The sequence below is a fragment of the uncultured Nostoc sp. genome, assembly GCF_964245575.1.
GTDB lineage: Bacteria > Cyanobacteriota > Cyanobacteriia > Cyanobacteriales > Nostocaceae > Nostoc.
In genome coordinates this window covers 1-22,718 of the sequence record NZ_CAXTNP010000044.1, presented here as the reverse complement: position 1 = coordinate 22,718, position 22,718 = coordinate 1, and the positions used below count along the sequence as shown (strand labels likewise).

Sequence of the window (22,718 nt, the reverse complement as noted above, 5' to 3'; positions counted from 1 at the left end):
AATTTAAGGAAATAAAATTAGTAGTACCAATTAGAGTAAACGTTAATTGGGGTCTGAATATTAAATTTCTGTAATATTTCTCTAACTTTTGTTTGGATTGTCAAGTTGATTACACCAATTTCTTTAATTAGGTTCCAATGGCAAAATTCATGTACTAAAAACTCAGCTTGTCGCTTACATTTACGGTTAGGATCATCTGGAGTATCAAACCAGTATTTTGACTCCATTAACTCCCAATCGATTACATGACTTAAAGCATAAAGATCATCATAAAAATCAGTATAAACCATAATGCCATGTCCATCTGTAAATGCGAAAGCTATTTCTGAGTTTTCTATTGCTTCTATTTGAGAAACCAAATGAATGATTGGCTTTTGTCCTCCACTGTATCCATCCACATTTTGCTTATGAATGGCATAAAGCATGGGAGAGCGTGGAGCAAAATAAAAAGGTACGTAATCATGTAAATATCCACCTGCTCCACAGGGAACTTCAGTTCTAGCTCGTCTATCTTGAATATTTTCATGAGCAATATCGAGATAATTTGTTTGTCTCTGTCTAAGCCTACTGTTTGCTATCAATCCTCCTGATTTGAGAATGGAGGGTAAATTATCAATATGGGTAATGTGATAAATAGACGTAGGCATGAATTTATTTTTAATGATTGTTTTAAATAATCTTTAAAATCAAACTGGTTAAAATTTTTGTTTGGCACTTTACTAGTCAGTAAATCCTACATGAATTATTGTTCTTGTCATTGGAGTAAAAGAATTCCCAATTAACACAGTTATCTCAGTCTCTAATACAAACAATTTCAAATGGATAATTCTTATCATCGATTACCCTACACTGGATACTCAAATATTACAAAGCATCCAAAAAACATTACGGTAAGCGAAAGTACCCGCAGCGCAAATTTCGTGAACATACTTTGAGTAAACCTAACTATGTATTAACTGGATTGTTAGCTAATACGCTTATATTAATCAATACCTGCACTAAAATCTACACATCAAGTGTCCTGTAGTGATTGCTCTACACCGCCACCAACCAATCGCACACCACAGACCTACACTCGTCTGCAAATTTAACCCAAACCTGCCACTGCCCCAAATACCCATTCCAGTAAGGCTCCCCATCAGCAACACCGATAGCTTTGCCGATTGTGGAGACTAGTTGTTGGTAGAACTGACCAGCGCTGTCGAGTCCAAGGCGCATTTTCAGGTTTAGCCCCTTCCATCCTTGGGTAACAGGACTTTCCACGGGCGTGAGTGTTTGAGGAATATCCTGGGGAGTGGTGTCAATGACTGGTGTAGTTGTACTTATATTATTGCTGACTGACACCAACTCATTTTGAAACGCTTCATCTCGATTTAACCACTGCCCAAAAATTGAATTACGCTGATCATCAGGGGCAACAAACCGATAGACGCACTCCCGATTTTCACGCTTACCCAACCGACCGACGTAATCGAGTTTCAAATCAATCTTGGCAAGTAATTTCTGTGCGATCGCCACGGGAGTGAGTTTTTCCGAAATGGTGACGTTTAAACAAGTTTTGATGAGATACCGATTCTTCATCGCCGCCTTCTTCAACTCCTGCATTGCCTCGTCAGAAGAGCGTAACCGAACGCCTGGCGTAAGCAACTGCAACAAGTTCAGTCTCTCCAATAATAAGACAGCAGTCAATAGCTGCCCCTTGTTAAAATCCGGCTTCCAGATAGCATTATTCCCGGCTTCGGCTTGTGCCTTAGCCCGTTTTGCATCACGAGTTGTCAGAAATTCCCGCCCCAGCGTCAAATAGTAGTGCATTTTCAGTTGAGGATACCAGCCGTCGTCATCCTTCTCAACCAAATCAGGCGTAACCTCAATTTCATAGCGACGGGATAATTCCGCTTTGCGCTGCTGATGTCGTTCGGTTTTCGTTTTCGCCCGTTTGTCTTGCAGTTTCTTCAATTCGCTTGGGGAGAGTTCATCAGAATTAGCGATCGCCTGACATTCAGCAGTATACAATTCAACAGATGCCGCTTTAACCGACTCGATTACTGCCCCGCTCTCATCATCGTCGGCATCCAAGGCATCGATAACGGTGTACCCATCCTCGATCAAACCCGCAAGTACCGATTCCCGATAGCGCCGCATCTCAACGTTAATCACGGAACCACGCTTGCCCCAAGTCTGCAATGACTCTGGCTGAAAGTTCTGGTCAACATAGCTCAAATCCGCATTATCCGCCGCCGACAGCAGCGCAATATTAGCCTGTGTCGCAACGTGTTGACTTCTAAGCAATCCTCCGATGGATGTAGAACCATTGCCTACAACCGACATCCCCCACTCTCTCACCCAGATATGACGGTCAACAGTTTCCCTAACCCTTGCCAACATCTGCCGGACGGAGTTAACCGGCTGCACACCCTGAAAAATTCCCCAAACAGCAGTGAAATGCCCTAGAATATCGATAGATACGCCAGTTTCTAAACTTGGAGAGGCGATAACTAAATCGTACTGGGTAAGAATTTCGTTCAGATGAGCGATACAACCAAAAGCCGGATGAGAGGGATCAGCAACAGATTCACTGTCAATTCTCAGGATTCGCAGGTGAGGGAATTTGCGACGGAACCGTTCTTCCAATGCTTGCGTCCCCCATTTTGACTTAGCCTTTTGAGCAGAGCAGCATAATAAATGATGCCCACTTTTAGCTATCGCTTTGTCCAGTGCCGCGATGAGATTCTTCGGGTTACTGCCAGAGTAGTTGTAACAATTGCCAGATACGTGCCGATAATTGTTGACAATTACGAACGGATTAACTCGATATTCACCAGCGAGTGATAAAACATACTTCACATCAGTATCGGAAACATCGGCACTAGACAAGTAAATCTTTCCCTGACTACTCCCTAGAACATTCTGCACTAACTGCTTGAGGTTTTTGAGAACAGATACCCGACGCTTTTGCACTTCAGTACCAGAGTTGAGCAAATGCCAGAATACTTGGTCGCACTCGTCAATAATAATGACATCATTTGACCAGTCATTGGGATTGAAACGGGCTTGGCTCTCATGATGCAGTGAATCAACGCACACCCCATATCCTAACAATGTGCCTGTTCCCGAAGTGCGGACTTCGGTAACATAGTTAACACCAAACCGATTACACAATGCCTCACCTAGCTGGATACGATGAGTGATAATTAATACCCGTCTATCTTGGTCGTGTGCTTTCGCTACCTCAGTTGCCAGCCATTCGGTTTTACCAGTGCCTTTGGGGGCCTTGAGGATAATCAGCTTTTCGCCTGATGGAACAAGCAGATGGCCCAAGAATCTTTGATTAAGTGCGATTGCTGGCGGGTAAGTCAGCAGGGTAAACAGTTTAATTTCCCACAATTCCAAAGCAACGGCAGTATTGTAGAGCGCATCAAAAGCTTCCTGTCCCAAGGCATAGATAAAATCATCAACGCCTTTCTCTTGTCCAAAGGGTAAATCAATGACTCGCAGCGAACAGCCATCCGCAACAAGCAACCGACCCATGCGACTAATGGCGGTTCTGACTCGCTGTGCAGTTTCGGGCTTGTTATCTTGGTCAAAGCAAATATTAACTTGTCTGCCGTTTGTGGCAAAATGTTTCAAGTCAGGGATAAGATTTGGTTTACCAATAGCAGTACCGTACTCATCAGTAGGTGTGCGGTATCCAGCGTTGACACCGGGGATAGCTAGAGCAGCATAACCAGCTGTTAATAATGCCCCCGCTTTCTTGACACCTTCGACAATTGTCACTGGCACATTATGCCGCCAAACCCAGTGCCAGAAACCGCCAGGATGCTGTAGGTCTTCTTCGGTGATGGGGATGCCGCTACGTAGGGAGACTTTCACCCAGATGCGATTCGGTACTAAGAGGAAGAAGGCGCGTGTCTCTTCTCTGTAAGGATGCTCGTACTTGATGAATTTGTGGATCTTCTGGCGATCTCTTCGGGGGTGGTCAGGTTTGAAACAGCCCCACATCATCAGCACGTAGTTGTTGAGGGGGTCAATGCCATTGCACCACCAGCCGCCGAGTTCAATGTGTTGGTACTTTTTCAAATCACGATCGCGTAATCGTCCATCGTTGCGGCGGGAGATTTTGGGACTGTAGAGCAAGTATTCGTAGGGTAAAGTCCCGTGGAGCGAACGCACATTCAAGTGAAAGATTTCTTCGTCAACTCCGCTGCCTCGCCATTCTTGTAAATGTTTAGCTTGAGAATCGGATTCGATTATACGCATATTCCCTCTGTTTTTTGACGCATGGTGCAGGGTGCGGCACTTGAGTGTGTGCCGCCAGTTCAAACTTTTTGCGATGCTTATGCTATGAAGTAGTCACTAAGCCAGCTAGAGTGTTATCTCTCACCTCCGGTATGCGGTCGAAACGTGAGATTAATTCGCGTGCTAACTACTTTGTTTGTTTTGGGGACTTGATGTAGATGTGTTGATTGACAGCCAGGGTGCATCACAAGCAAGCTCCCGTGTTCCAGCCAGAAGTCGGTTGGTCTGCCATTTCTCGGTTTGATTTGGAATTTGCGACATGAACCCAGGCTCAGAGAAGCGATCACAGGGTTGAATCCCATCGATGGTTCATTGTCGGAATGCCAGCCGATGCTGTCTTGTCCACTGCGGTATTGATTGCCGATGACAATACGGAATTTGTAACCAGTCAAAGCAGTTATGCGATCGCGCAAGCTAGACAGAGCTTCTGTCCACCATAGTGGTTTCAAAAACACGCTATTCGAGTAGAGGTAATCGCATCCGGCATCACCATAGATGCACTCAAGGCGCGGGACAGGCATTGTTTTACCCGCGATCCTGATTTGATTCTGTTGCCACTCCAGTTTCAAGCAGTGTTGGTAGAGTTCATTTGCTTGTTCAAGAGTTAAGAAATTGGGGTAGTAAGTGACTGGTAAAACTGGGACTGATTCAGCAAATAAATTGAGTTGTTGCATGGTAATTTTCTCTTACTATTGAAAGTATTCTGAAGACAATTGCTGTTAGTTTTGACCAGTAGAGAAAACCTCAATCAACACACTTTCTGGATATAAACCAACTTTTCCAAAACGTGGGTCATGAATGCGTTCTATTTCTATGCCTTGTTTCCGACACAATGCACTTGCCTTTCTACCTTTAGTACCGGCTTCTTTCACCGATATTTCTAAACCTTGAAGATTGGCGAATCCAACAACACTATATTTATGGCCGCATGGGGTGTTTACTCTGTCTTGCTCAACTTCAACGGCTTTTAGTCGGTGCAAAATTTCGGTCTGTTGCTGTTGTTGTTGAAGTAAATGTTGTTCTTGCTCTGCCAATTGTTGTGCTAAAGCTGCAAGTAACTGTACTTGAGTCATGGCTTTTAACTGGGTTTGGGTTTCGCAAGCTAGCGTTTTCACAACAAAATAACTTTGCGCTGCTGCTATCTCTGGTTTTCGTGGATCACCATTCATCGCGGTTAAATAGCAACCATAGCGACTGAGTTTGAAATCGTCTCTAGGTCTACCTCCGGTACTTTTTGCGGTCAGACACAAAAAGTGTTTTTCGCTCTCTTGCTCTATGTTTGAACAAGCTGCGATCGCTCTAGAGATGGCATCTTCAAATTGTCGCCATTGCTGATATCCCAGTATGGGCATCAATTCACGAGCTAACCAATATTCATTGCCATCTGTATCAACCTGCTTGATTTGGTCAAATGGGCTGGGCTGATTTTCACGCTTTATAATTGCATCCATACTTCCTCTGAGTTTTTGATATGTTATGTGAACCGGCTTCGCTATTTGCCTTTTACTGTGGGTGGATCTGAATCTCTTGTTTTATTTGTCCGATGATTTCGGAAATTTCAATTTGCGACATAATTTCTCGTTGTGTGATTAGAAAGAATTAAACATTGACCCGCACTAAACTTTTCTCCCCAACTAATGAGAAACGATTCGATATAGTTGGTGTCTTAATTAACGTTGGTGACATCAATTCAACAAGGTAAAACCAAGAATTATGCACCAGCGCAATCCCCAGAATCAGCCGTTGTTTTGTTCCTCTATCGTGAGAACAGAGCATTACTCTTTCGCCCAAAACAAAAGCAGGTTTTTGCACTTTGATGGTTTCTAACTGTCCAGTCCCAATGATTTGATGCTGTGTTGCATGAAGGATTTCTTTACCGCAATCAACTGAATAAAACCAGCACTCATGTTTCCACTGAATACCGCAGCAGTAACCGAATGTTCTTGTGGTTCTCAGGTACACTCTCTCCAGTAAATTGACCTCAACGGGTGGAATTGTTCGACCCCAAGGAGGGGAGATATACCAGCATTTTTGGAGAGTAACAATTTGTTCTGTCATCCTAAACTCCCCACTAAATATTCGATAGCGTCTTTATCAATGGCAGCAATGCGGTTTTTAATACGTTGAGGTGGATTCTGAAGAAATCGTTTTAAATCTTTGCTTCTGATTTGGTGATATCTGCCAGAACGTCGGGTTGTTGTGCGTATCCAGCCCTTCTTTACCCAACTCCAAACAGTAGCTGAATTGAGTTGCAATACTCTGGCAATTTCGCAGCAGTTATAGTTATCAAGAATTGGACGTGCGGAGTATCCTAAAAAGCGCAGTTTGTTTTGAATAGCTGATGTTGAGCGTGTGTATCCTCTTTTTTGGAGGCGATGTGCTATCTGTTTAACAGTGTTGAGACATGCCATCTCTTCAACAATTGCTACTTCTTCATCAGTCCATTTTGTATGCATTTGATTACCTCCCATATCTATGCAGATTTAGCATCAGACTGTTCTTGGACAATTCGAGCGCTGATAGATTGAAAATCTACTTGAAAAATGTTCATCTCAGTCTGGATTTCCCCACTGTTGTAGCGGTCTACGATGTACTGTCTGATTGCGGATTGATTCAGCCCATCAGGGATATCGATGTGTGCTTCACTTATGATTTTTTCGACGACTGTGACAATGACTTTCATGGTTTTTATTCCTATCTGATTAATTCAGGATTCAAAAATAAAATTTCTTCTGAATCCTGACTTTTGATTTACACTGCCCCAGTCTTTACCGTTTGCAACTGTTGCATCCATGCGCTGATTGCAGCTAATTCATCAGCACCATTAGCAACGGCATCAACAACTTGTTTTTGGTACGAAGATTCAGCGTGACTGGGATATTCGCATTTGTCTGAAGCCCAAGCTAAACACATGGTTTTGATTAGTTCATTAATCTGGCTAATATCAAGTAAACTTGGGCGGTCAACGTCTTGAAATTGCAACCACTCTTTAACCAAATCAAGTGGATAATCAAGCAACGTGCGAATATTTTTAATTCGCAAATCTTGAGTCGGTACTGGTTGAGGGACTACACTGAGTTTTGGCGTGGATGGAATATTTGATGAAGTACCACCTAAACAGGTTTGAATATCATGAATGATTGTTGCCCAGTCTGCATCTTTATCCCACTCTCTACGAATACGTACACGCGTTACTGCATCATAAAGCCGACAAAATACTACGTTCTCTTCCCCAGCAGTCACAGCAATAATTAGGGGTTTCTCAAAATCTTGAATTAATGAGGCAGCTAAAAGAAAGCTTTTGGCGAAGTTAGTTTCTATGCCAGTTCTGACAATATAAACCTCATCTGCTCTCACAACGATGTCTAACTTAATGTTGTCCTTGCCTTTAAACTCTTTCGTTGTTAATCTCAGTTCTGATATGTAACCAGTTAGCCCTTTTTCTAAAACAGGAATCGTTTTATCCTTATCGATGTTGTAGTGATACCAAAGATAGGATTCACCACTTAACTCGGCGTTTTTGACGTAGAGATAAATCGGTTCAGGAGGGTTGCATAAACCTAGTTTGATTTCAGTAACCATGTTTCATTGATTAGTGTTTCGTGTGCAATAATGGGAATTCTGTAGCGGGAGAAAAACTTCCGTGCGTTCACCTAAAGTAATGGCATTCCTTTAGGTGAACGCTTTTGTACTAGACAGAAGATTCTCGATTGCGCTCTAACTCCCATTTCAAATAAGTCAGGGCAGTGCTAGCATCAGCAATGTTTAAATCAGGTTGATATCCCAAGCCCAGCAGTTGTTTGTAGTCTGGGTGCGTAGCAATTTCGGATATCAGATTTTGGGCTTGTTCGAGTAATTGGTAGAGATTGGGGCTAGACATTTCAATACCCAGCCGTGAACATAAATCTTCTGCTTTGACTCCTATTGTTCCTGGTTCAATCTCCGTCTCTAATTCTTCAAGCAGAGATTGGAAATTAGGGTGTTCATCGTTGATTTCAATCTCAATTAAATCTGCGCTCTGCGTGATGATGGTTGCCCAATCGGGTAAAGTATGTGGAATGGTTTTCGCGTAAAGTTTCATGATTGTGTCCTCTGGGATTAATAACCTAAAAATCCTCGGCAATCTCCAACAAAAAGCCGCGCCCAGTGTTCTGTACTTGCACCAGTTCTTTATCCAGCAGAGTTTGAATAACCTTGGCGGAGAATTGGAATTGCAGCCGATGTAATGGAACACAACCACCACAAAGCTGTAGAGAACGCAGCAAATGATTAGCCCTACGGTCAAAACTGTTTGTAGAATTAGCCATTGGTGCTACCTCCAGTCATTGCGGCTAACTGTTGCTTGAGAATATTTATCTGCTGTTGATAAAACTCAATCTCTGCGGTAATTTCTGAGAATAATTCTTCTGGGGAAAGTGGTTGGATTTGATTTTCCTGAAAGTGGAACAGTTCGTCAGAGTTTTTGTGAGGCATCAAGGCATAACGCCAACCACCACCAAATTGTTCAGCTAATTCTGTACCATTTGGGTAGTAATAAAACCCCAGAATGATGCCATCCTTAGTACGCTGTTCTAAGGCAAAGCGAGGGTAGCCCCAGTGTTGGGGGATTGATATTGTGGGTTGCATTGATTTAATGGAATTGGTGAATAAGCAAGTAGTTGATGAGCGATCACTGGAGTTGTAACAGTCAAGCGATCGCTCTCTTCTTTGCGAGAATTACGCCGTCACCAACTCCTGACTTTCTGCAACTGGCGCATACTCCCGTAACATTTCCCAATCAAGGGCAGTCAGCATCTCAAATGGGCGGTCTAGCAATTCTTCACAGTCAACCGCTTCTGCATGGGGCACGGTGTCCACCATCGACAGCCACCACACAGCATCCAACGCCGAGTCACAGGGAATGTGCTGCTGGGTTTCGTCTGTGGCGCGTGTGAACCACCAGCCGTTGTCAGTGCATCCGACTTTGCCCAGTTTCACGTCGTTGTTATATATTCCATCGTCAAGGATTTCAAAGCCGAATTTCTCACATTCAGTGAAAATCTGTGCCATGATTTCGTTACCAGTGGTACACGGTGTTGCTTCTTGTTTCTGCACTGGCAGTGTGCCATCTTTGTAGTGAGTGCAGATGAAACGATGACAGCGCATTACGGTGTTGGCACGAAATACTTCTTTATCGTTGACCATCACTACCCAGGGTTGCGTTAAGTGGTCGTCGTCATGGGTGATGCTGGCTATCATCTGATTACCAGCGTAATATTCGTGTTCGTAAAAAGAGATTTCTACAGGAGTGAGTTGTTCCGGTACGTTCGCCCTTGGCGTTGGCGCAGCCATCGCGTTGGCTTGGGCTGTGATTTGTTCATTGGGGGCAGCTTGGGCGATTTTCTGAGCTTGGGTGGCTTGATAATCAGCGATCGCACTAATCCAAGAATCCTTGCAGCGTTTGTCGCTTACTTCGACTGTGCAGGCGATTTCGCTGTAGATTTGCTTGAGCCGAGCAATAGATTTCAGTTGCAGCTGTTGATGGCTGTAGATTTGGTATGTCATGATAAGTAATACTCCATCTTGATGGTGGATCTTTTGAAAGGCGATCGCTTCGTTTTGCAGACTGGGGCGGTCGTCTTTTGTTTTTGGCAAATTTTATTTGCTCTAATACATATTAGTGTATGCGGTAGTACATACAGTTGTCAAGGATTAATGCAAATAATATATGTATATATACATATTTTGTATGCGCTAGTGCATAGCTTTGTGTTAATGTAGCCTACAGGTACGATGGAGGGATGAGCAAAAAAATGTTTTGTAGGCTAGCCGTGCTTATGGCAGAAAAAGATCCACAGCTGTCACAGAGACAGTTGGCAAAAGAAACAGGGTTAGATATCACAACGATTAACCGCTTGTTCACAAATAACTTCAGCCGCGTTGATGTCGGTACAGTTGAAGTTTTGTGCAATTACTTTACTAGAGAAGTAGGTGATCTTTTTGAAATGAGAAATCCAGAAGACATACCTCAACGCAAATCAAGAAAGCGTTCCAACTCAGAGGTTGAGGCTGCATGAGTGCTTTTGTCCTGGGAAAACTGAAAATCAACAGTATTGTTCTTACTCTCCTTGCAGTGGAACAGGTATGACTAGGGAAAAGAAACCAAAGTCACGACACGCTGCAACAGAAGAAGAAGTGCGGCAATATGGAGACAAAGTATGCTTTGAAGCTGCTACAGGTAAAGTCAGATGGAGACAAGACCTTAAAAGTTGACTCTTCAAGCACTGTTCAGTTAGAGGTGGAATAATGACTAAATCACCTCGTAAGCGCAACAAAGCCACCTCCTCTGCATTCAGTGACAGCACATTACCAGATGACCAAGACCTTGAGGATATCTTCCTTCAGGAAAACCCAGCTACAGCAACAATTACAGTTACTGCTGCTGAAGTAGAGGAGTTGTCCGAAACGGAACAACGCGATCGCCTGCATTTAGAGCGCCGTGTGGAAAGAGCGTTTTTTGAGGCGGGAAAGGCACTGGCAGAATTGCGCGATCGTCGGCTGTACCGTTCGACGCATTCAACCTTTGAAGAGTATTGCAAGGACAGGTTTGGGTTTGAGCGCCGTCATCCTTACAGATTAATTGAAGCTGCTGGAGTTGTAGATAATTTGATCAAAATGTGTCCAATTTGGACACAAAATGAAATTGAAGATAATCCTGCTACAGTCCACTCCGATCAGGTACAAATCTTGCCTACCAGCGAGGGGCAAGTTCGACCCATGACAAAGCTTGAACCCCAGGAACAGCAGGAAGTGTGGCTAAGAGCAGTAGAACTTTCTGGTGGTAAAGTACCAACTGGTAGGATTGTGAAAGACGTTGTGCAGCGTATCATGGAACGCACCCAAGTACCTAATACCTACCAGATTGGCGAAGTGTGCCAAATCCTTGTCAAAGACAACCCGGAACTCAGGGGCAAGGGCGGGTGCTGGGCGATTGTTAGCGGAGTAAACGACTTTAGCTGTACTGTGAGAACTTGGAATGGCGAACACACTGTTGGTTTGCAGCACCTTAAATCTTACAATTACCTGCCTGCCGAGTGTGAGCAGATGCGGGTGATTTGCGATCGCATTGCCAGGATATATTCCGATTCATTGGAGGAAACAGCCAAAAGTTTGTTGCAATTATTGGGAAAACTAAATCGACCTTGGTTAACTGCTGTAGAGGAGAAATTGTTGAGTGTTTTGGAGTCTGAATAAAGGGCGAGAGAATCCTTTTAAAAAATTTGTAAATTTATGTTTGATGTTTTTCTATTACAGTTTTTATAAATTTAATAAGACGATCTCAAACTCAGTCGTTGTCATTCATTAAAATTCTAATTGCAACTTATTGCTTTTAATTTAGTGCGGAAAAAAGAGCGATCCTATATTTTGTTCTTCCCTATTACGTTCGTTAGCTATTTGTCTTTCTAGCAAACGATGTGTATCCCTTGCCCAAAAAGACATTTCTGGTACTGAATGTGTGAACCATTTTTTCAGAGGTATTAAATAAGCTTCAAAGTATGGGATTATAGACCCCGACCATGAACTAGGATGTATGCGACGTGATAAGGCGAGACGAAAGGATTCAAAAGCACCAAATTCATAAGATAAGCTTTCCAAAGCAGGATGCCATCTATTATTACCCATTTTATCCCTATCAATTATAGGATAAAAAATACATAGGAACGGTACACGTATTTCTGGGTTAACTTTAGCCCATCTTTTACATTCATTATCCGAAACACCGAATAGTATACCTTCTTTATTGTGAGATTCTCCATCAAATAAGTGTTGTGAAGGCTCAATAAGAGCTTTTAAAAAATAGATTTCTGATGGAGTTGCAGTTTCAAAGAAACGTGAGAGAGCTTCCCAGATTAAACTTGGTTTTTCTTTAACTAACAATCTAATGATATTTCGGCAATAGTCATCTAATGCTGCAAAAATTTGGTAGTCTTCAACTTGGCACAGCCTTATAACTTGATTACTTAAACCAATTGCAAATTCATCTCCAATCCCATAATGTTTTTTTACTAAGAGAAGAAGCTGCTCAAACAAATTACCATCTCTTCTAGTTGCCTTTGTTTTTTCAAGAATTTCTTGTGAAGTGATTATTTCTTTAATCCGTTTAGCAAGTTCTTGATCGAGATTCTCTCTATTGTGTTGGTACATGGAAATAATTTCAAGAGATGTCCATACACCTTCTGCTCCGTAATTAAAAGCTAGTTCATCAATAAAAGGAAGAATTTCTTTAACACTAAGGTTTTGTAATCCTTGTCCATAGGATAAATACACACAACTTGTTACAGGTATATTTCCCTGTTTTACACTCTGAACAATTTTATTTAATCTTTCAACAGAAATCTTAGTAGCAGTGTATATATTTACCATCTGATCCTTGAGAGCATCTGATTGTAAAGCAATCTGAATGCACTCACTTGAAGCTTGAGTATCCTTTTTATCAATACCGACAATTAATCCACGGATAAATTGTATCCCCCTTTGATCGCTAGATGCCTCAAATTCGTTTACTGCAAATTGAAAAGCTTTTACAGGATTTTCCAATTTCATAGCTAACTCATGAGTAAAGGGAAACACATTATTTAATTCTTCTCTAAGCATTACTTGAATAGCTCTATATGTAAGCTGTTCGTCTTCTGCAATTTCAGCAGCAATTTCCTTGGCTTTTCTGCTTGAATATTCAAAATCTTGAGTGTATATATTATCTCTATCGTAGTTTAAGTCAGGATCGTTAATATCTACTGTCCAAAATTTCGTGTAGAGAAGTGCCTTCTGTATTGGCTCGGTTGGCATAAGTTTGTTATAAAGCTTTCTAACTTTTGCAGAAAACTCTTCTGGTGCATCTTTTCGATCAAAATATAGCCAATCACCAACTCCTTTAATAGCCTCAAACCAAACTCCCTTGTCCTTTTTTATTTTAATTAGAATCTTCTCAATGTCATCAAAGAGGTATTCACAAAGGAGTGAACGGATTGAGTTAGCAATAATCTTTTCACATTTGTTAGCAAATTGTTTATATTGGTAACTTATATGATACAGTCTTTGAAAACCTTCTCTATTAAAATTAAAAACTTCAGCCCAAATTTTTGGTATCCAATCTTTAAGAGGAGGTTGATTACCAATTTGATTAGAAATGCTTAAACCGGAGAAATAATCTTTCTTAAGAGTATTTTCCAATACTTCAATACAAACTAAAATAATTCTTTCATCGCCAGATGATATTCCTTGGTCAAGTATTGCAAATCTTTCAGAGGGTTCAGCTTCTGTTCCACTTAAATATAATTGAAAAAGCTGTTTGAATCGGTTATATACCTTACTTGAAGAAGATTGATTTTCAAGTGCAGCAAATTGCATTAGCATTAACCCAGCTATGTAAAACGAACTTCTACGAGAAACCAATATTGACAAAACTTGTACAAATTCTTGCTTGTAGGTTACTGCATCCTTTAAATTGTCTATAGGCAAGTCTTTATATAAATAACGGATAGTATCAGCCACGCTATCAGGTTCGATATGTACTATGGCATTTAAACACTGAGAGCCAATCTCTGTTTTCAACTTCTCTAACGAACCGCACCAAGCATCTCTTGCTAAAAGCTGTTGAGCGACTGTAGCAGCTATTTTTGAATCACCAAAATAGCACCATTGGCTTAAAAAAGATTTACGTAGTGATGGAGAAGCGTTTTCTATAAAATTAATGATGGTTTTTACTCGGAGAAAATCTAATCGCCTTGTTCCCAAAAATGCTACTATTGGCTGAAGTTTAAGTGCAAAATAGGGATTACGGTAATCTATAAGATTTTGTTTTGCCGCGAAAGCTAAATGTTCATACATTTCATCACCAGTTTGCCTGGCTAAATTTTCAGCAACAAAATCAATTTCATCACTAATATTTTTATCTGCACCTAGTTGTTTGAATAATGCAAGACACTCAATTGCTCGAACTTGTTCTGGTCTATTTATGTAACAACCTGACAGAATGCGTTCTACAACATCTTCAATAGACTTGAGAATTGGTAATCCCTCTGAATAATTATTCGTAGCTAATACTGCAATACGTGGATAACCAGCACTTATATTTTTAATAAAGTTAACATCTGAATAATCAGCATTAGGGTATCTTTGTCGAATAATGCCTTCAATAAGATAGTCATCAGCAGGAGTAACAGAAATATTGAGGCAGTTATCTTTTTCAATAGGTTGGTTATCATTACCAATTGTAATAACTTTGAGGTTGCTACCTTCACCTGTGACTATTTCACAAATTCTAACAGCAGTATCGCGTGGACATTCATCTACGATCAGCAGTGCATAATTTTTTGACTCAGCAATAGCCTGGACTATTTGAAATATCTGACTGCCAATATCCCTGAAATCACAATAAATGGTAGATGTTTTTAATGCATTTTTCGCTATTGTATTTTCATCTCTCAAGACCTCATATACAAACCGAGTTTTTCCTAAACCCGATGAACCAATAACTCTGACCGATTTTCTAGAATTAGCTAGGAAATCAGCAATCCGTTCTTTTACTTTATCGAAAGTCAACGAGTTATTTATACTACTTTCACCTCCGATAAAAAAACGGCTTGCTTTATCTTCGACCTGCGAAATTGATACTATATCAGCTTTCTGTCCCCATGTTTCAACTGTTTGAAAGCCTTTTAAATTCAGCCCAGATTGTTTTTCATTAAGCCAGATGGCGATCGCAGGATATAGTGATACCCAATCAGCAATCTTATTTGCATCATAAATGTTAATAGTCTTTAGTTGCTCAGGATCAGCCCCAGCTTCCCGAATACCTTCTTTTATAGCTTCAATTCTTTTAATAGTCTTTAGTTGCTCAGGATCAGCCCCAGCTTCCCGAATACCTTCTTTTATAGCTTCAATTCGTTTCTTATATTTAGAAGAGCCAATTAATACAGCAGATGTAAAACCGATATAAGAAGCATTTTCGGCAATAGCTTCAGCAACTGCTTCATTCAATTTCTTTTGTGTTAGACTCTTCTTCTTGCTACTTTTTGTCCAAACTTCTTGTTTCCAACCTGCTGGGCCTGGATCAGTTGCTTTTGCTTGAAATATACAAAATCTTGATGGCAAATAGTTTGTTTGCTCAAGACCATTAGTCCATGAAATCCGTGCATCTTCTCCTCCATCAGCAACAGTAATCTGAAGGGGTACAGAGACTCCTCTTAAGCTTATACCTGAGCGTTGAGCTTCAGCGTGTAGTAATTTTTTTAATAGTTCAACAAGTTCTTTACTATCTAATTTCTCTATCTGAGACGAGGAAATACTGAAAATCATGCAATAGTTTGTTCTTTATTAGGCTTTAATGCTAATTTTACCTTGCTTAAGCAGTAGTATAGTTTTTTGGTTTTTTGATGAAAAAGTTTGCCGAATCGTTGTTTTTGCCGAATCGTTGTTAAAGACAACCTTGAACTCAAGAGTATGGGCGGGTGCTAGTGCATCGTTAGCAATGTGAGAGAGTTCAGTTGCAGCGTGAAAATGTGGGATGGCGAGTACACCATTGGGTTGCAACACTTAAACTCCTTCAACTACCTGCCTGCCGAGTGTGAGCAGATCCAGGTGATTTGCGATGGCGCAAGCGCCCAGCGTAGCTGATCGCATCAGTCGGGTTTATTCGAGTGGGCTGGAGGAGTCAGTGCAGAGGTTTTTGGAGTCGCTGGGGAAGCTGAATCGTGCTTATTTGACGGATTTGGAAGATAAAGTGTTAAGTGTAATAGAAAAAGAATACAAGAGTAGCGATCAAAAATGATGTAAGTCTGTAAAAGTCTCAGTAGGATAAAATATTATAAGTCTAGTTACAGTAAGTCATTTTGAATTGTTTATGGGCAATAGTCCAGTTCGTTGAGTGAAGCATAGCAATTATTAAAAGGGCAGATAATAGTGTTATCAATTTATCAATAAGTAATAAGTTTTACTAACAGTAACACTTGCTTATTTGTTACTACGCCAATATCCTTCAACCCAAGTCCCATCTTTACGACGGTATCCTTGCACGTACACTTTTTCACTTGATCTATTTGATAAATTATTACTCCAGAAATTATGTATACTCCAAGAGTTATTGTTAGTTGAATATGGATTTATCTGTTTTTGCTGTTGTGGGCTATGCTTCTCCGTTTTTAACTTCTGCTCGGTTTTACTACGTTCTTTTTTTTGCCTCTCAAATTTCAAATGTTCCTCTTTCTGTTTCTCTTGTTTAAGTTTATCTTCTCGTAATTGTTGCTCAGATCGGAGACGTTCTTCTCTTTGCTTCTCTAATTTTTGACGTTCTTCTTGCAGGCGTAATCTTTCTTTAGCACGTTGTTCTTTCTTTCGTTCTTCTTCCTTTTGTTTCCACTCTTTGAATAGATGTTGCCATTCCTCGAAAGATAGTTGGGGGCTTCTAACAGGAAATTGAGAAGTTTCCCATTGAAAACTATAAAGTTCAGTTTCATAATTTTTATTAATAGCAGGACTTACGCAACTGGCACAATGCGATCGCTTGCCGATAGTACATAAGTATTAATTAAATCTGATTTTGAAAGTTTTGTCTTGGTAATAGAAGTCGCTGTCTTGGAAGCACTATTGAAATGAAATATTCATGAGAAAATAGGTAGAGGTTGTATTAGATAAATTTTGCTAAGGGTAATGAGATTTACTAAGCTTAGTTACTGCCAATATTTATTAAGTAGTCAAATTAATTACACAATTACCAATTTGGCAGAGCATTTAGAGAGTATTAGTCATGATGCAATTAACTATTATTTGAAAACCGAAAAGTTAACACCTCGTTTACTATGGGATAACGTGAAAGAGGTAGTTGAACCTGATGACAATGATTACATAATATTTGATGATAGTGTTTTAGATAAAAGGTATTCTGAAGAAATAGAAATAGTCAGAAGACAATATAGTGGTAATGAGCATGGTGTCCTGAAAGGCATTGGTGTAGTTAGCTGCGTGTATGTCAACCCTACACTTCAAAGATTTTGGGTCATAGATTATCGAATTTTTAATCCTGATGTCGATGGCAAAACCAAGATAGACCATGTGAAAGACATGCTCCAAAGCCTTGTGTATCACAAGCTTTTACCATTTGATACTGTTTTGATGGATACATGGTATGCGGTACAAAGTTTAATGCTATATATTGATAGCTTAGACAAAATTTACTATTGCCCTTTAAAAAATAATCGTTTAGTTGATGATACATTTGGTCAAGAAAAATATAAACGGATTGAATTATTAGAATGGGAGCAAGAAGAATTAGAATGTGGTAAAATAATAAAAATTAAAGGGTTCCCAGCTAATAAAAAAGTGAAACTGTTCCGGGTTACTGTTTCTACCAACAGAACGGATTATGTCGCCACTAACGATTTATCTCAAAGTTCCACGAATGTTGTACAAGAGGTGTGTAAAATTCGTTGGAAAATAGAGGAGTTTCACAGGGAATTTAAACAACTAACTGGCATTGAATCTTGTCAGTGTCGGAAAGCTAGACTTCAAAGAAATCATATTGCTTGTGCAATGTTGGTTTGGGTTAGGTTAAAGAATTTAGCCTATAGAACTGGCCAAACTATCTATCAGATCAAGCATAACTTGCTTTCTAATTATTTAATTCAGCAACTGAAACGCCCAAGTATTCTTGTGTGCTTGGTTTGATTTAAATTGTCGCGTGTTAGGGCTGCGCCCTGCCCGCTATTTGTGCCAGTTGCGTAAGTCCTGAATAGTAGTAATTAGAGGCTGGTTTGAGATTTTATCGGCTTCATGAAATTGCTGAAGAATAAAATTTGGTAATGAAGAAGTAAATTCAGGGGTTGGAGATTTTGCCCCAAAAAGCCTTCCAAAGAAGCTAACCTTTTCAAACTCAATACGGTTCAGTTAAGGCTGAAAGACTGATTAGTGATATGAAATTTAGGAGTTTCAACTCGTTGTCCAGTACCTCTGTGTTTTGGCTTTTTAGAACGAAACTTTGATACAGGTTTTTTCACAACTCTGGGGTTATTACGTGAAACTCGTTCAGGTAATAACGTATCTAAAATCTCTAGGGTTAGCCAATCGAAAAAAAAGGGAATTCTTCTGGTTGTAAACGTTGAAACTTAGGAATGGCACGACGGATGACTCGTAATCTTCCTGTAAAACCCAGGCGTAATGGTGGAACCCCGGCAGTAGTTGCAGCTTGAAACATTAACACCCTGACTGACCAATGTCCCAACAACCAGCCGTATACCTCTTGCACGACTTCCCGTGGTTTTTGGGAACGAACGTGAGTTTTGCGCCCTAACAGATGTATTTTCAACTCATCAATGGTATTTTCTACTTCCCATCGCTGATGATATTCTCTGGCTAATAGTTCTGCTGGGAATTTTTCAATATCTAAGAGGCTAGTAATCAAGCGATATGTAAGTTGTTCACTAGGGTTTTCGGGATGTTCAATTGTGTATTCAATCACTCGTAGCAGTATTGGTTGACAACCCTTTTTTCTGAGCTTGCCCGATGGATGAATATATGATAAGTAAGAGCCGTCTTCTAACGCTTGTTCTGCAAGGAATTTTACATTGGCGGGAATTCTACCTAAATAATCACACCCCTTGGACGCTGTTGCCTGTACCATTGCATATGAGTGCAATCCCCTATCCCACATCAACAACATCCCTGATTGTACAGAGCGTAATAATTTCAATGCCCGCACTCGTTCTCCGATGCGATATGGACACATTAACGCATCGAAGATTAAGTGTGTTCCCGCTTCTATCAAGATTACTAACCTGACTTTGGGAAACGCTGCTCTTGTACCTGGACGGCTACTGGGGCGACCAAAAACTCTCGCATTTTCATCGCTGTCTGGGACATCGAAACAAGTACCATCAATGACTACAATTCTTAGTCCATTGAGAAACGCTCCCAATGTCTCCTGTGTCGCCATTGGTCGTATTAATTGATGAAATAATTGGCTCATTACCCTTGCACCCAGTCGCTGTCGGGCTTGTGTAATGGCTGACTTACAAGGTACTCGCCAATATTTACCAACCTTAACCCATGCAACACTAAGTCCATCAATCAAGTTTTTCAGCACATCACGCATCGAGTCTTTTGACCAAAGACTCATTGCTATTACCAGACTTACCACTAATTGCGCTGGTAGCGATCGCTTGCGCTCCTCTTGAGTTTGGGTATTAGCGATCGCCTGTTCAATGACAAAAGCTGGAATCGCCGTCTCGATTGTTTTAAGTAGGTCAGCACTTTGTATATCAGGACACACCAACGAGAAATCCTTAAGATGCACCACACTCAATTTTAAGCTTTGGGAACAATGCTTAATTTACATGATTTTCAGCCTTAACTGAACCGTATTGGATTATGTGGTGAATTTACAGTCAATTCCGCAACCATTTGAAGCTGCAATTAATCTACCACCAGAAATCTTTGAAATTTAGTCATAGAAGGCGTTTCCAGATCATATTGCAGGTTTTTACACGTATCTCGGCTCAATGCCTCCTAAAGTGCACAAGTGCCCGCTCTTGTTTATAAATAATGATTCGTCACTTGTGCATAGCTAACGGGCAAGACTCAAGCAGCACTTATGTATCACGATAGAACCCCCGACCAGTAAGCATTTGCTGCGTTAAAGTACCAAAAGTGTAAAGCGATGAGGGCACTTGCCAGTGCTACCGCACTGAAGTATCTTTAGTGCGCAGCACTAGCTAAACACAATGAGAGACGGCTAGCACCCCTTAAACCATTGCTACGAGCTACTTTCAGCGCTTGAACCCCTAAATCGAGCACGCCTCAAATGTTTACTACAGCCTGCTGTAACCCCGGTTTCAGCGCTTGAGACATATAAAACTGGGGAGTGCTCAAATGGACTTTCGTCGTTGCCAATCCATCAATAGCCGCTTGAGGCGTTCCGGTTATCGAATGTAAGGCGACCAAATGCTTGTGTGGCAAGCGTTTGAGGCGTTCCAATGACTGTTTTTGTAAGGCGCTCAAACGACACAATTGCGTTGAAACTTTGGAGTTCTCCGGTTTCAAACCGATAAACCCCACGCAGCAAGGGTTTCAGCCGTACGTATGTTCACAGATGCGATTTCAAATACTATACCACCGAAGCTTTGCTTCTGCTACATATCCCCGCAGACGAAACGTAAGCTGTGCAAGCACTTGAGTCATTTTACTGGTGTTTAGCCCCGCAGATGCCGCACCTTCGCCAGTCTTTCTATTTGTGTTGGGCTAGTGCTGTGCACTGAAGTATCATCAGTCCCGCAAGTGACACTTAAGTGGACTGCCCTCACCACCAACAAGAGCAAAACCTGTCACCCTCAAACGTATACAGCGAGCCAAATACAAGCGTTTTTACCTCAGTTATCCTATCACTCTAGGTGGTGCTTTCGCGGGTTGCTGCGACGTGTGGTTGGTTAGACGACTTGTAACGAATGGACAACTCTGTTATCATTTGTACATTGTTTTAGGAGGACAAATGGCACTATGAGAGTGTTATATTTTGCAGAGCACGGGCTAGGAGATACCGAAACTGACTCAGGTGTCTATCTCGATACAGACCGAGCCGAGGATCAAGCACAGATTCATGAGTTCGCAAAGAAGGGAGTTGAGGGGGTGATGCCAATGTTACTTTATAAAGTCAACGAAGATGGGAGCATAGAGGCTGTCCGTGGGTAGCTGCAATGCAGTAACAAAACTTCTGACCAGCTAGCCACGCTGGTTTTTTCTTTGGCGCAGTCCTAGCAACCTACGTTTTGTAAGCTCTTGGTGCTACTAACGTATAGCGTAGGTGTATAGAAGGCATCACCGTGCCAAAACGGGAAAATTGTACGCTAAGGCTGAAAGCTTTGTCCAACAAGGATCTTAGGCATTCATTTCTCAACAGCACCCAAGAGTTGCTGTTTACCCTCAGTTGATTGGTGCAGAGTAGTATGTATTCTCTGCACCTTGATAGTATGTTTTGACGAAAGTATTTTTTCTTGCCACGCTTGGGAAGTTATATACTAGTACAGGACGGCGGAAATAAGCCAAGTATTAGATGGCCAAGACTTTACCCTTATATGTCCACTTAAAAGGTTTGGCCATTGTTTTATTAAAATAGTCGATAAATTCAAGAATTCGAGTTTTGAGGTCATCCTGACTTTTGAAGCTGGCACGCTTGAGTAATTTCCGAACCAAAATACTGAACCAAATCTCAATTTGGTTGAGCCAAGAAGAATGTTTGGGTGTGTAATGGAAAACGATTCGATGTGTTGGGTCAGTTAAAAAAGCAGCACGGGATTTCATGGATTTGAGGATGCCGCTTTTGCCCTTAATACCCAAGTCAACATCCAAACCTTCTCTTTGTGTAACCAAACGAACCAGCGACTCAGACTGGTGAGTATTCAGACAATCCATAATTAAATGCCATTTTTTGGCATTGGGGTCACTTTCAATAATTCGACGAATATTGAGGAGATAATCGGATTCGGTTCGGGAATCTCCACAATTAGGCTCGATAATTTTACCAGTGGCAACATCAAAATTAGCTATTAAAGTTTGTGTACCATGACGAATATATTCAAATTCCCGTCTTTCAACTAAACCTGGCCGCATTGGTAAATCTTTTTCTAGACGCTCAGTAGCCTGAATCCCAGTCATTTCATCAATGGATATTGTCCGCTCTCTGTTTTGATAACGTTCAATGGCGTTGATGTATAAACCAGTAATATCTTCAACTTTTGCGTCAAATTCTTCGTCCACAGGGGGGGGTTAACCAGTAGCGACTCTGGTGGGGTTTAAGTTCTGCTTCTTCTAATAATCTTCCCAGATGGCGGACGGATATGCTTTCAATTATCCCTTGTTTCATAATTTCGTCTGCTAATTCTCTTGGTGTCCAATGACTTATTGGTCGTCCATAGTCTTCCGGTGGTGAACATGCAAGGGCGAATAATTCGATTACTTGCTCCATACTAAATTTTACTGGTGCGCCAATACGCTCTAAGTCTTGTAATCTCTGCAAAATAGATAACTCTTTATCGCTAGTTTCACACCATCGGTTTCGCCATAAACGAGCCATATCAAGACTTATATCTAATATCCGCGCAATTTCACCATGATTTTTCCCCTCTGACGCTAGGAGAATTATTTTTGCACGTAGTACTAGTTGTTGCGCTGTATTGTGTCGGTTTATCAACTGTTGCAGTTCTGAGCGATCGCTCTCGTTCAAATTTAATAGTTTTGGAGCTAATCGTGCCACACCTGATTCCCTTGTTTTCAACCTAAACTGCTTTGACTCTACTTTCTTAGTTTCTCACAATAATGCTTGGTTTATTTCCGCCCTCCTGTACTAGTATGTTGATTCAGATGTACTGACTTAATTAGCCAGTAGCTACTCCCTTTCA

The 22,718-nt window shown here is 41.0% G+C and carries 24 protein-coding genes; 6 read left to right on the top strand and 18 right to left on the bottom strand.

What is annotated here, in order from left to right; genetic code table 11:
* Positions 1-17: 17 nt before the first annotated feature.
* The 12 genes from ACFFAP_RS09880 to ACFFAP_RS09825 all read right to left on the bottom strand — a co-directional run bounded on the left by ACFFAP_RS09880 (position 18) and on the right by ACFFAP_RS09825 (position 9,930).
* Positions 18-647, bottom strand: coding sequence for a DUF4433 domain-containing protein (locus tag ACFFAP_RS09880; protein WP_375511053.1), 630 nt, complete (start codon positions 645-647; stop codon positions 18-20).
* Between the two features lie 388 nt (positions 648-1,035).
* The gene (locus ACFFAP_RS09875; protein WP_375511052.1) at positions 1,036-4,257 is read right to left on the bottom strand and encodes a plasmid replication protein, CyRepA1 family; all 3,222 of its coding nucleotides are present in this window, start codon (positions 4,255-4,257) and stop codon (positions 1,036-1,038) included.
* 113 nt (positions 4,258-4,370) lie between these two features.
* A complete protein-coding gene (locus ACFFAP_RS09870; RefSeq protein ID WP_375511051.1) occupies positions 4,371-4,970 on the bottom strand; it encodes an alpha-ketoglutarate-dependent dioxygenase AlkB in 600 nt (199 codons plus the stop codon).
* A 45-nt stretch (positions 4,971-5,015) separates the two neighbouring features.
* Positions 5,016-5,747, bottom strand: a complete 732-nt coding sequence (locus ACFFAP_RS09865; protein ID WP_375511050.1) for a BRO family protein — start codon at positions 5,745-5,747, stop codon at positions 5,016-5,018.
* Positions 5,748-5,895: 148 nt separating this feature from the next.
* Complete coding sequence (locus ACFFAP_RS09860; protein WP_375511049.1) at positions 5,896-6,354, bottom strand: DUF1392 domain-containing protein; 459 nt, start codon at positions 6,352-6,354, stop codon at positions 5,896-5,898.
* Complete coding sequence (locus ACFFAP_RS09855) at positions 6,351-6,752, bottom strand: hypothetical protein (RefSeq protein WP_375511048.1); 402 nt, start codon at positions 6,750-6,752, stop codon at positions 6,351-6,353. Before ACFFAP_RS09855 ends, ACFFAP_RS09860 begins: the two co-directional genes overlap by 4 nt.
* A 17-nt stretch (positions 6,753-6,769) precedes the next feature.
* Positions 6,770-6,979 (bottom strand): hypothetical protein, encoded by a 210-nt coding sequence (locus ACFFAP_RS09850; RefSeq protein WP_375511047.1) that lies wholly within the window; start codon positions 6,977-6,979, stop codon positions 6,770-6,772.
* Positions 6,980-7,047: 68 nt separating this feature from the next.
* The gene (locus tag ACFFAP_RS09845; protein WP_375511046.1) at positions 7,048-7,878 is read right to left on the bottom strand and encodes a hypothetical protein; all 831 of its coding nucleotides are present in this window, start codon (positions 7,876-7,878) and stop codon (positions 7,048-7,050) included.
* A gap of 109 nt (positions 7,879-7,987) precedes the next feature.
* Positions 7,988-8,377 (bottom strand): hypothetical protein, encoded by a 390-nt coding sequence (locus ACFFAP_RS09840; protein WP_375511045.1) that lies wholly within the window; start codon positions 8,375-8,377, stop codon positions 7,988-7,990.
* Between the two features lie 25 nt (positions 8,378-8,402).
* Complete coding sequence (locus ACFFAP_RS09835; RefSeq protein WP_375511044.1) at positions 8,403-8,603, bottom strand: hypothetical protein; 201 nt, start codon at positions 8,601-8,603, stop codon at positions 8,403-8,405.
* On the bottom strand, positions 8,596-8,922 hold the full coding sequence (locus tag ACFFAP_RS09830) for a hypothetical protein (protein ID WP_375511043.1): 327 nt from the start codon (positions 8,920-8,922) through the stop codon (positions 8,596-8,598). Before ACFFAP_RS09830 ends, ACFFAP_RS09835 begins: the two co-directional genes overlap by 8 nt.
* 90 nt (positions 8,923-9,012) lie before the next feature.
* Positions 9,013-9,930 carry a hypothetical protein gene (locus tag ACFFAP_RS09825; protein WP_375511042.1) on the bottom strand — a complete coding sequence of 306 codons (918 nt, stop codon included), beginning with the start codon at positions 9,928-9,930 and terminating at the stop codon, positions 9,013-9,015.
* 146 nt (positions 9,931-10,076) lie between these two features.
* Here ACFFAP_RS09825 and ACFFAP_RS09820 point away from each other — a divergent pair, with 146 nt between their 5' ends.
* From ACFFAP_RS09820 to ACFFAP_RS09810, 3 genes are all read left to right on the top strand, one after another.
* Positions 10,077-10,352: a helix-turn-helix transcriptional regulator gene (locus ACFFAP_RS09820; protein WP_242064958.1), complete on the top strand. Its 276-nt coding sequence runs from the start codon at positions 10,077-10,079 to the stop codon at positions 10,350-10,352.
* A 67-nt stretch (positions 10,353-10,419) separates the two neighbouring features.
* Positions 10,420-10,548 carry a hypothetical protein gene (locus ACFFAP_RS09815; protein ID WP_375511041.1) on the top strand — a complete coding sequence of 43 codons (129 nt, stop codon included), beginning with the start codon at positions 10,420-10,422 and terminating at the stop codon, positions 10,546-10,548.
* Positions 10,549-10,581: 33 nt separating this feature from the next.
* Entirely contained in the window at positions 10,582-11,529 is a 948-nt protein-coding gene (locus tag ACFFAP_RS09810; protein ID WP_375511040.1) for a hypothetical protein, read from the top strand.
* 141 nt (positions 11,530-11,670) lie between these two features.
* Here ACFFAP_RS09810 and ACFFAP_RS09805 read toward each other — a convergent pair whose 3' ends face one another.
* Positions 11,671-15,633: a hypothetical protein gene (locus ACFFAP_RS09805; RefSeq protein ID WP_375511039.1), complete on the bottom strand. Its 3,963-nt coding sequence runs from the start codon at positions 15,631-15,633 to the stop codon at positions 11,671-11,673.
* Between the two features lie 18 nt (positions 15,634-15,651).
* Positions 15,652-15,870 (bottom strand): hypothetical protein, encoded by a 219-nt coding sequence (locus ACFFAP_RS09800; protein WP_375511038.1) that lies wholly within the window; start codon positions 15,868-15,870, stop codon positions 15,652-15,654.
* Between the two features lie 55 nt (positions 15,871-15,925).
* On the opposite strand from ACFFAP_RS09800, the gene ACFFAP_RS09795 reads away from it, so the two are divergent.
* Together ACFFAP_RS09795 and ACFFAP_RS09790 are read left to right on the top strand one after the other, a co-directional pair.
* Positions 15,926-16,105, top strand: a complete 180-nt coding sequence (locus ACFFAP_RS09795) for a hypothetical protein (RefSeq protein WP_375511037.1) — start codon at positions 15,926-15,928, stop codon at positions 16,103-16,105.
* A gap of 878 nt (positions 16,106-16,983) precedes the next feature.
* Positions 16,984-17,997, top strand: a complete 1,014-nt coding sequence (locus ACFFAP_RS09790; RefSeq protein ID WP_375511036.1) for a transposase — start codon at positions 16,984-16,986, stop codon at positions 17,995-17,997.
* A 388-nt stretch (positions 17,998-18,385) separates the two neighbouring features.
* Here ACFFAP_RS09790 and ACFFAP_RS09785 read toward each other — a convergent pair whose 3' ends face one another.
* Both ACFFAP_RS09785 and ACFFAP_RS09780 read right to left on the bottom strand, forming a co-directional pair.
* Positions 18,386-19,531: an IS4 family transposase gene (locus ACFFAP_RS09785; RefSeq protein WP_375511064.1), complete on the bottom strand. Its 1,146-nt coding sequence runs from the start codon at positions 19,529-19,531 to the stop codon at positions 18,386-18,388.
* Positions 19,532-20,124: 593 nt separating this feature from the next.
* Positions 20,125-20,325, bottom strand: a complete 201-nt coding sequence (locus ACFFAP_RS09780) for a hypothetical protein (protein WP_375511035.1) — start codon at positions 20,323-20,325, stop codon at positions 20,125-20,127.
* A gap of 495 nt (positions 20,326-20,820) precedes the next feature.
* Here ACFFAP_RS09780 and ACFFAP_RS09775 point away from each other — a divergent pair, with 495 nt between their 5' ends.
* Positions 20,821-21,012: a hypothetical protein gene (locus tag ACFFAP_RS09775; protein ID WP_375511034.1), complete on the top strand. Its 192-nt coding sequence runs from the start codon at positions 20,821-20,823 to the stop codon at positions 21,010-21,012.
* Positions 21,013-21,369: 357 nt separating this feature from the next.
* On the opposite strand, the gene ACFFAP_RS09770 is transcribed toward ACFFAP_RS09775, so the two are convergent.
* Both ACFFAP_RS09770 and ACFFAP_RS09765 read right to left on the bottom strand, forming a co-directional pair.
* On the bottom strand, positions 21,370-22,077 hold the full coding sequence (locus tag ACFFAP_RS09770; protein WP_375511033.1) for a transposase: 708 nt from the start codon (positions 22,075-22,077) through the stop codon (positions 21,370-21,372).
* The gene (locus ACFFAP_RS09765; protein ID WP_375511032.1) at positions 22,061-22,573 is read right to left on the bottom strand and encodes a helix-turn-helix domain-containing protein; all 513 of its coding nucleotides are present in this window, start codon (positions 22,571-22,573) and stop codon (positions 22,061-22,063) included. Before ACFFAP_RS09765 ends, ACFFAP_RS09770 begins: the two co-directional genes overlap by 17 nt.
* Between the last annotated feature and the right edge of the window lie 145 nt (positions 22,574-22,718).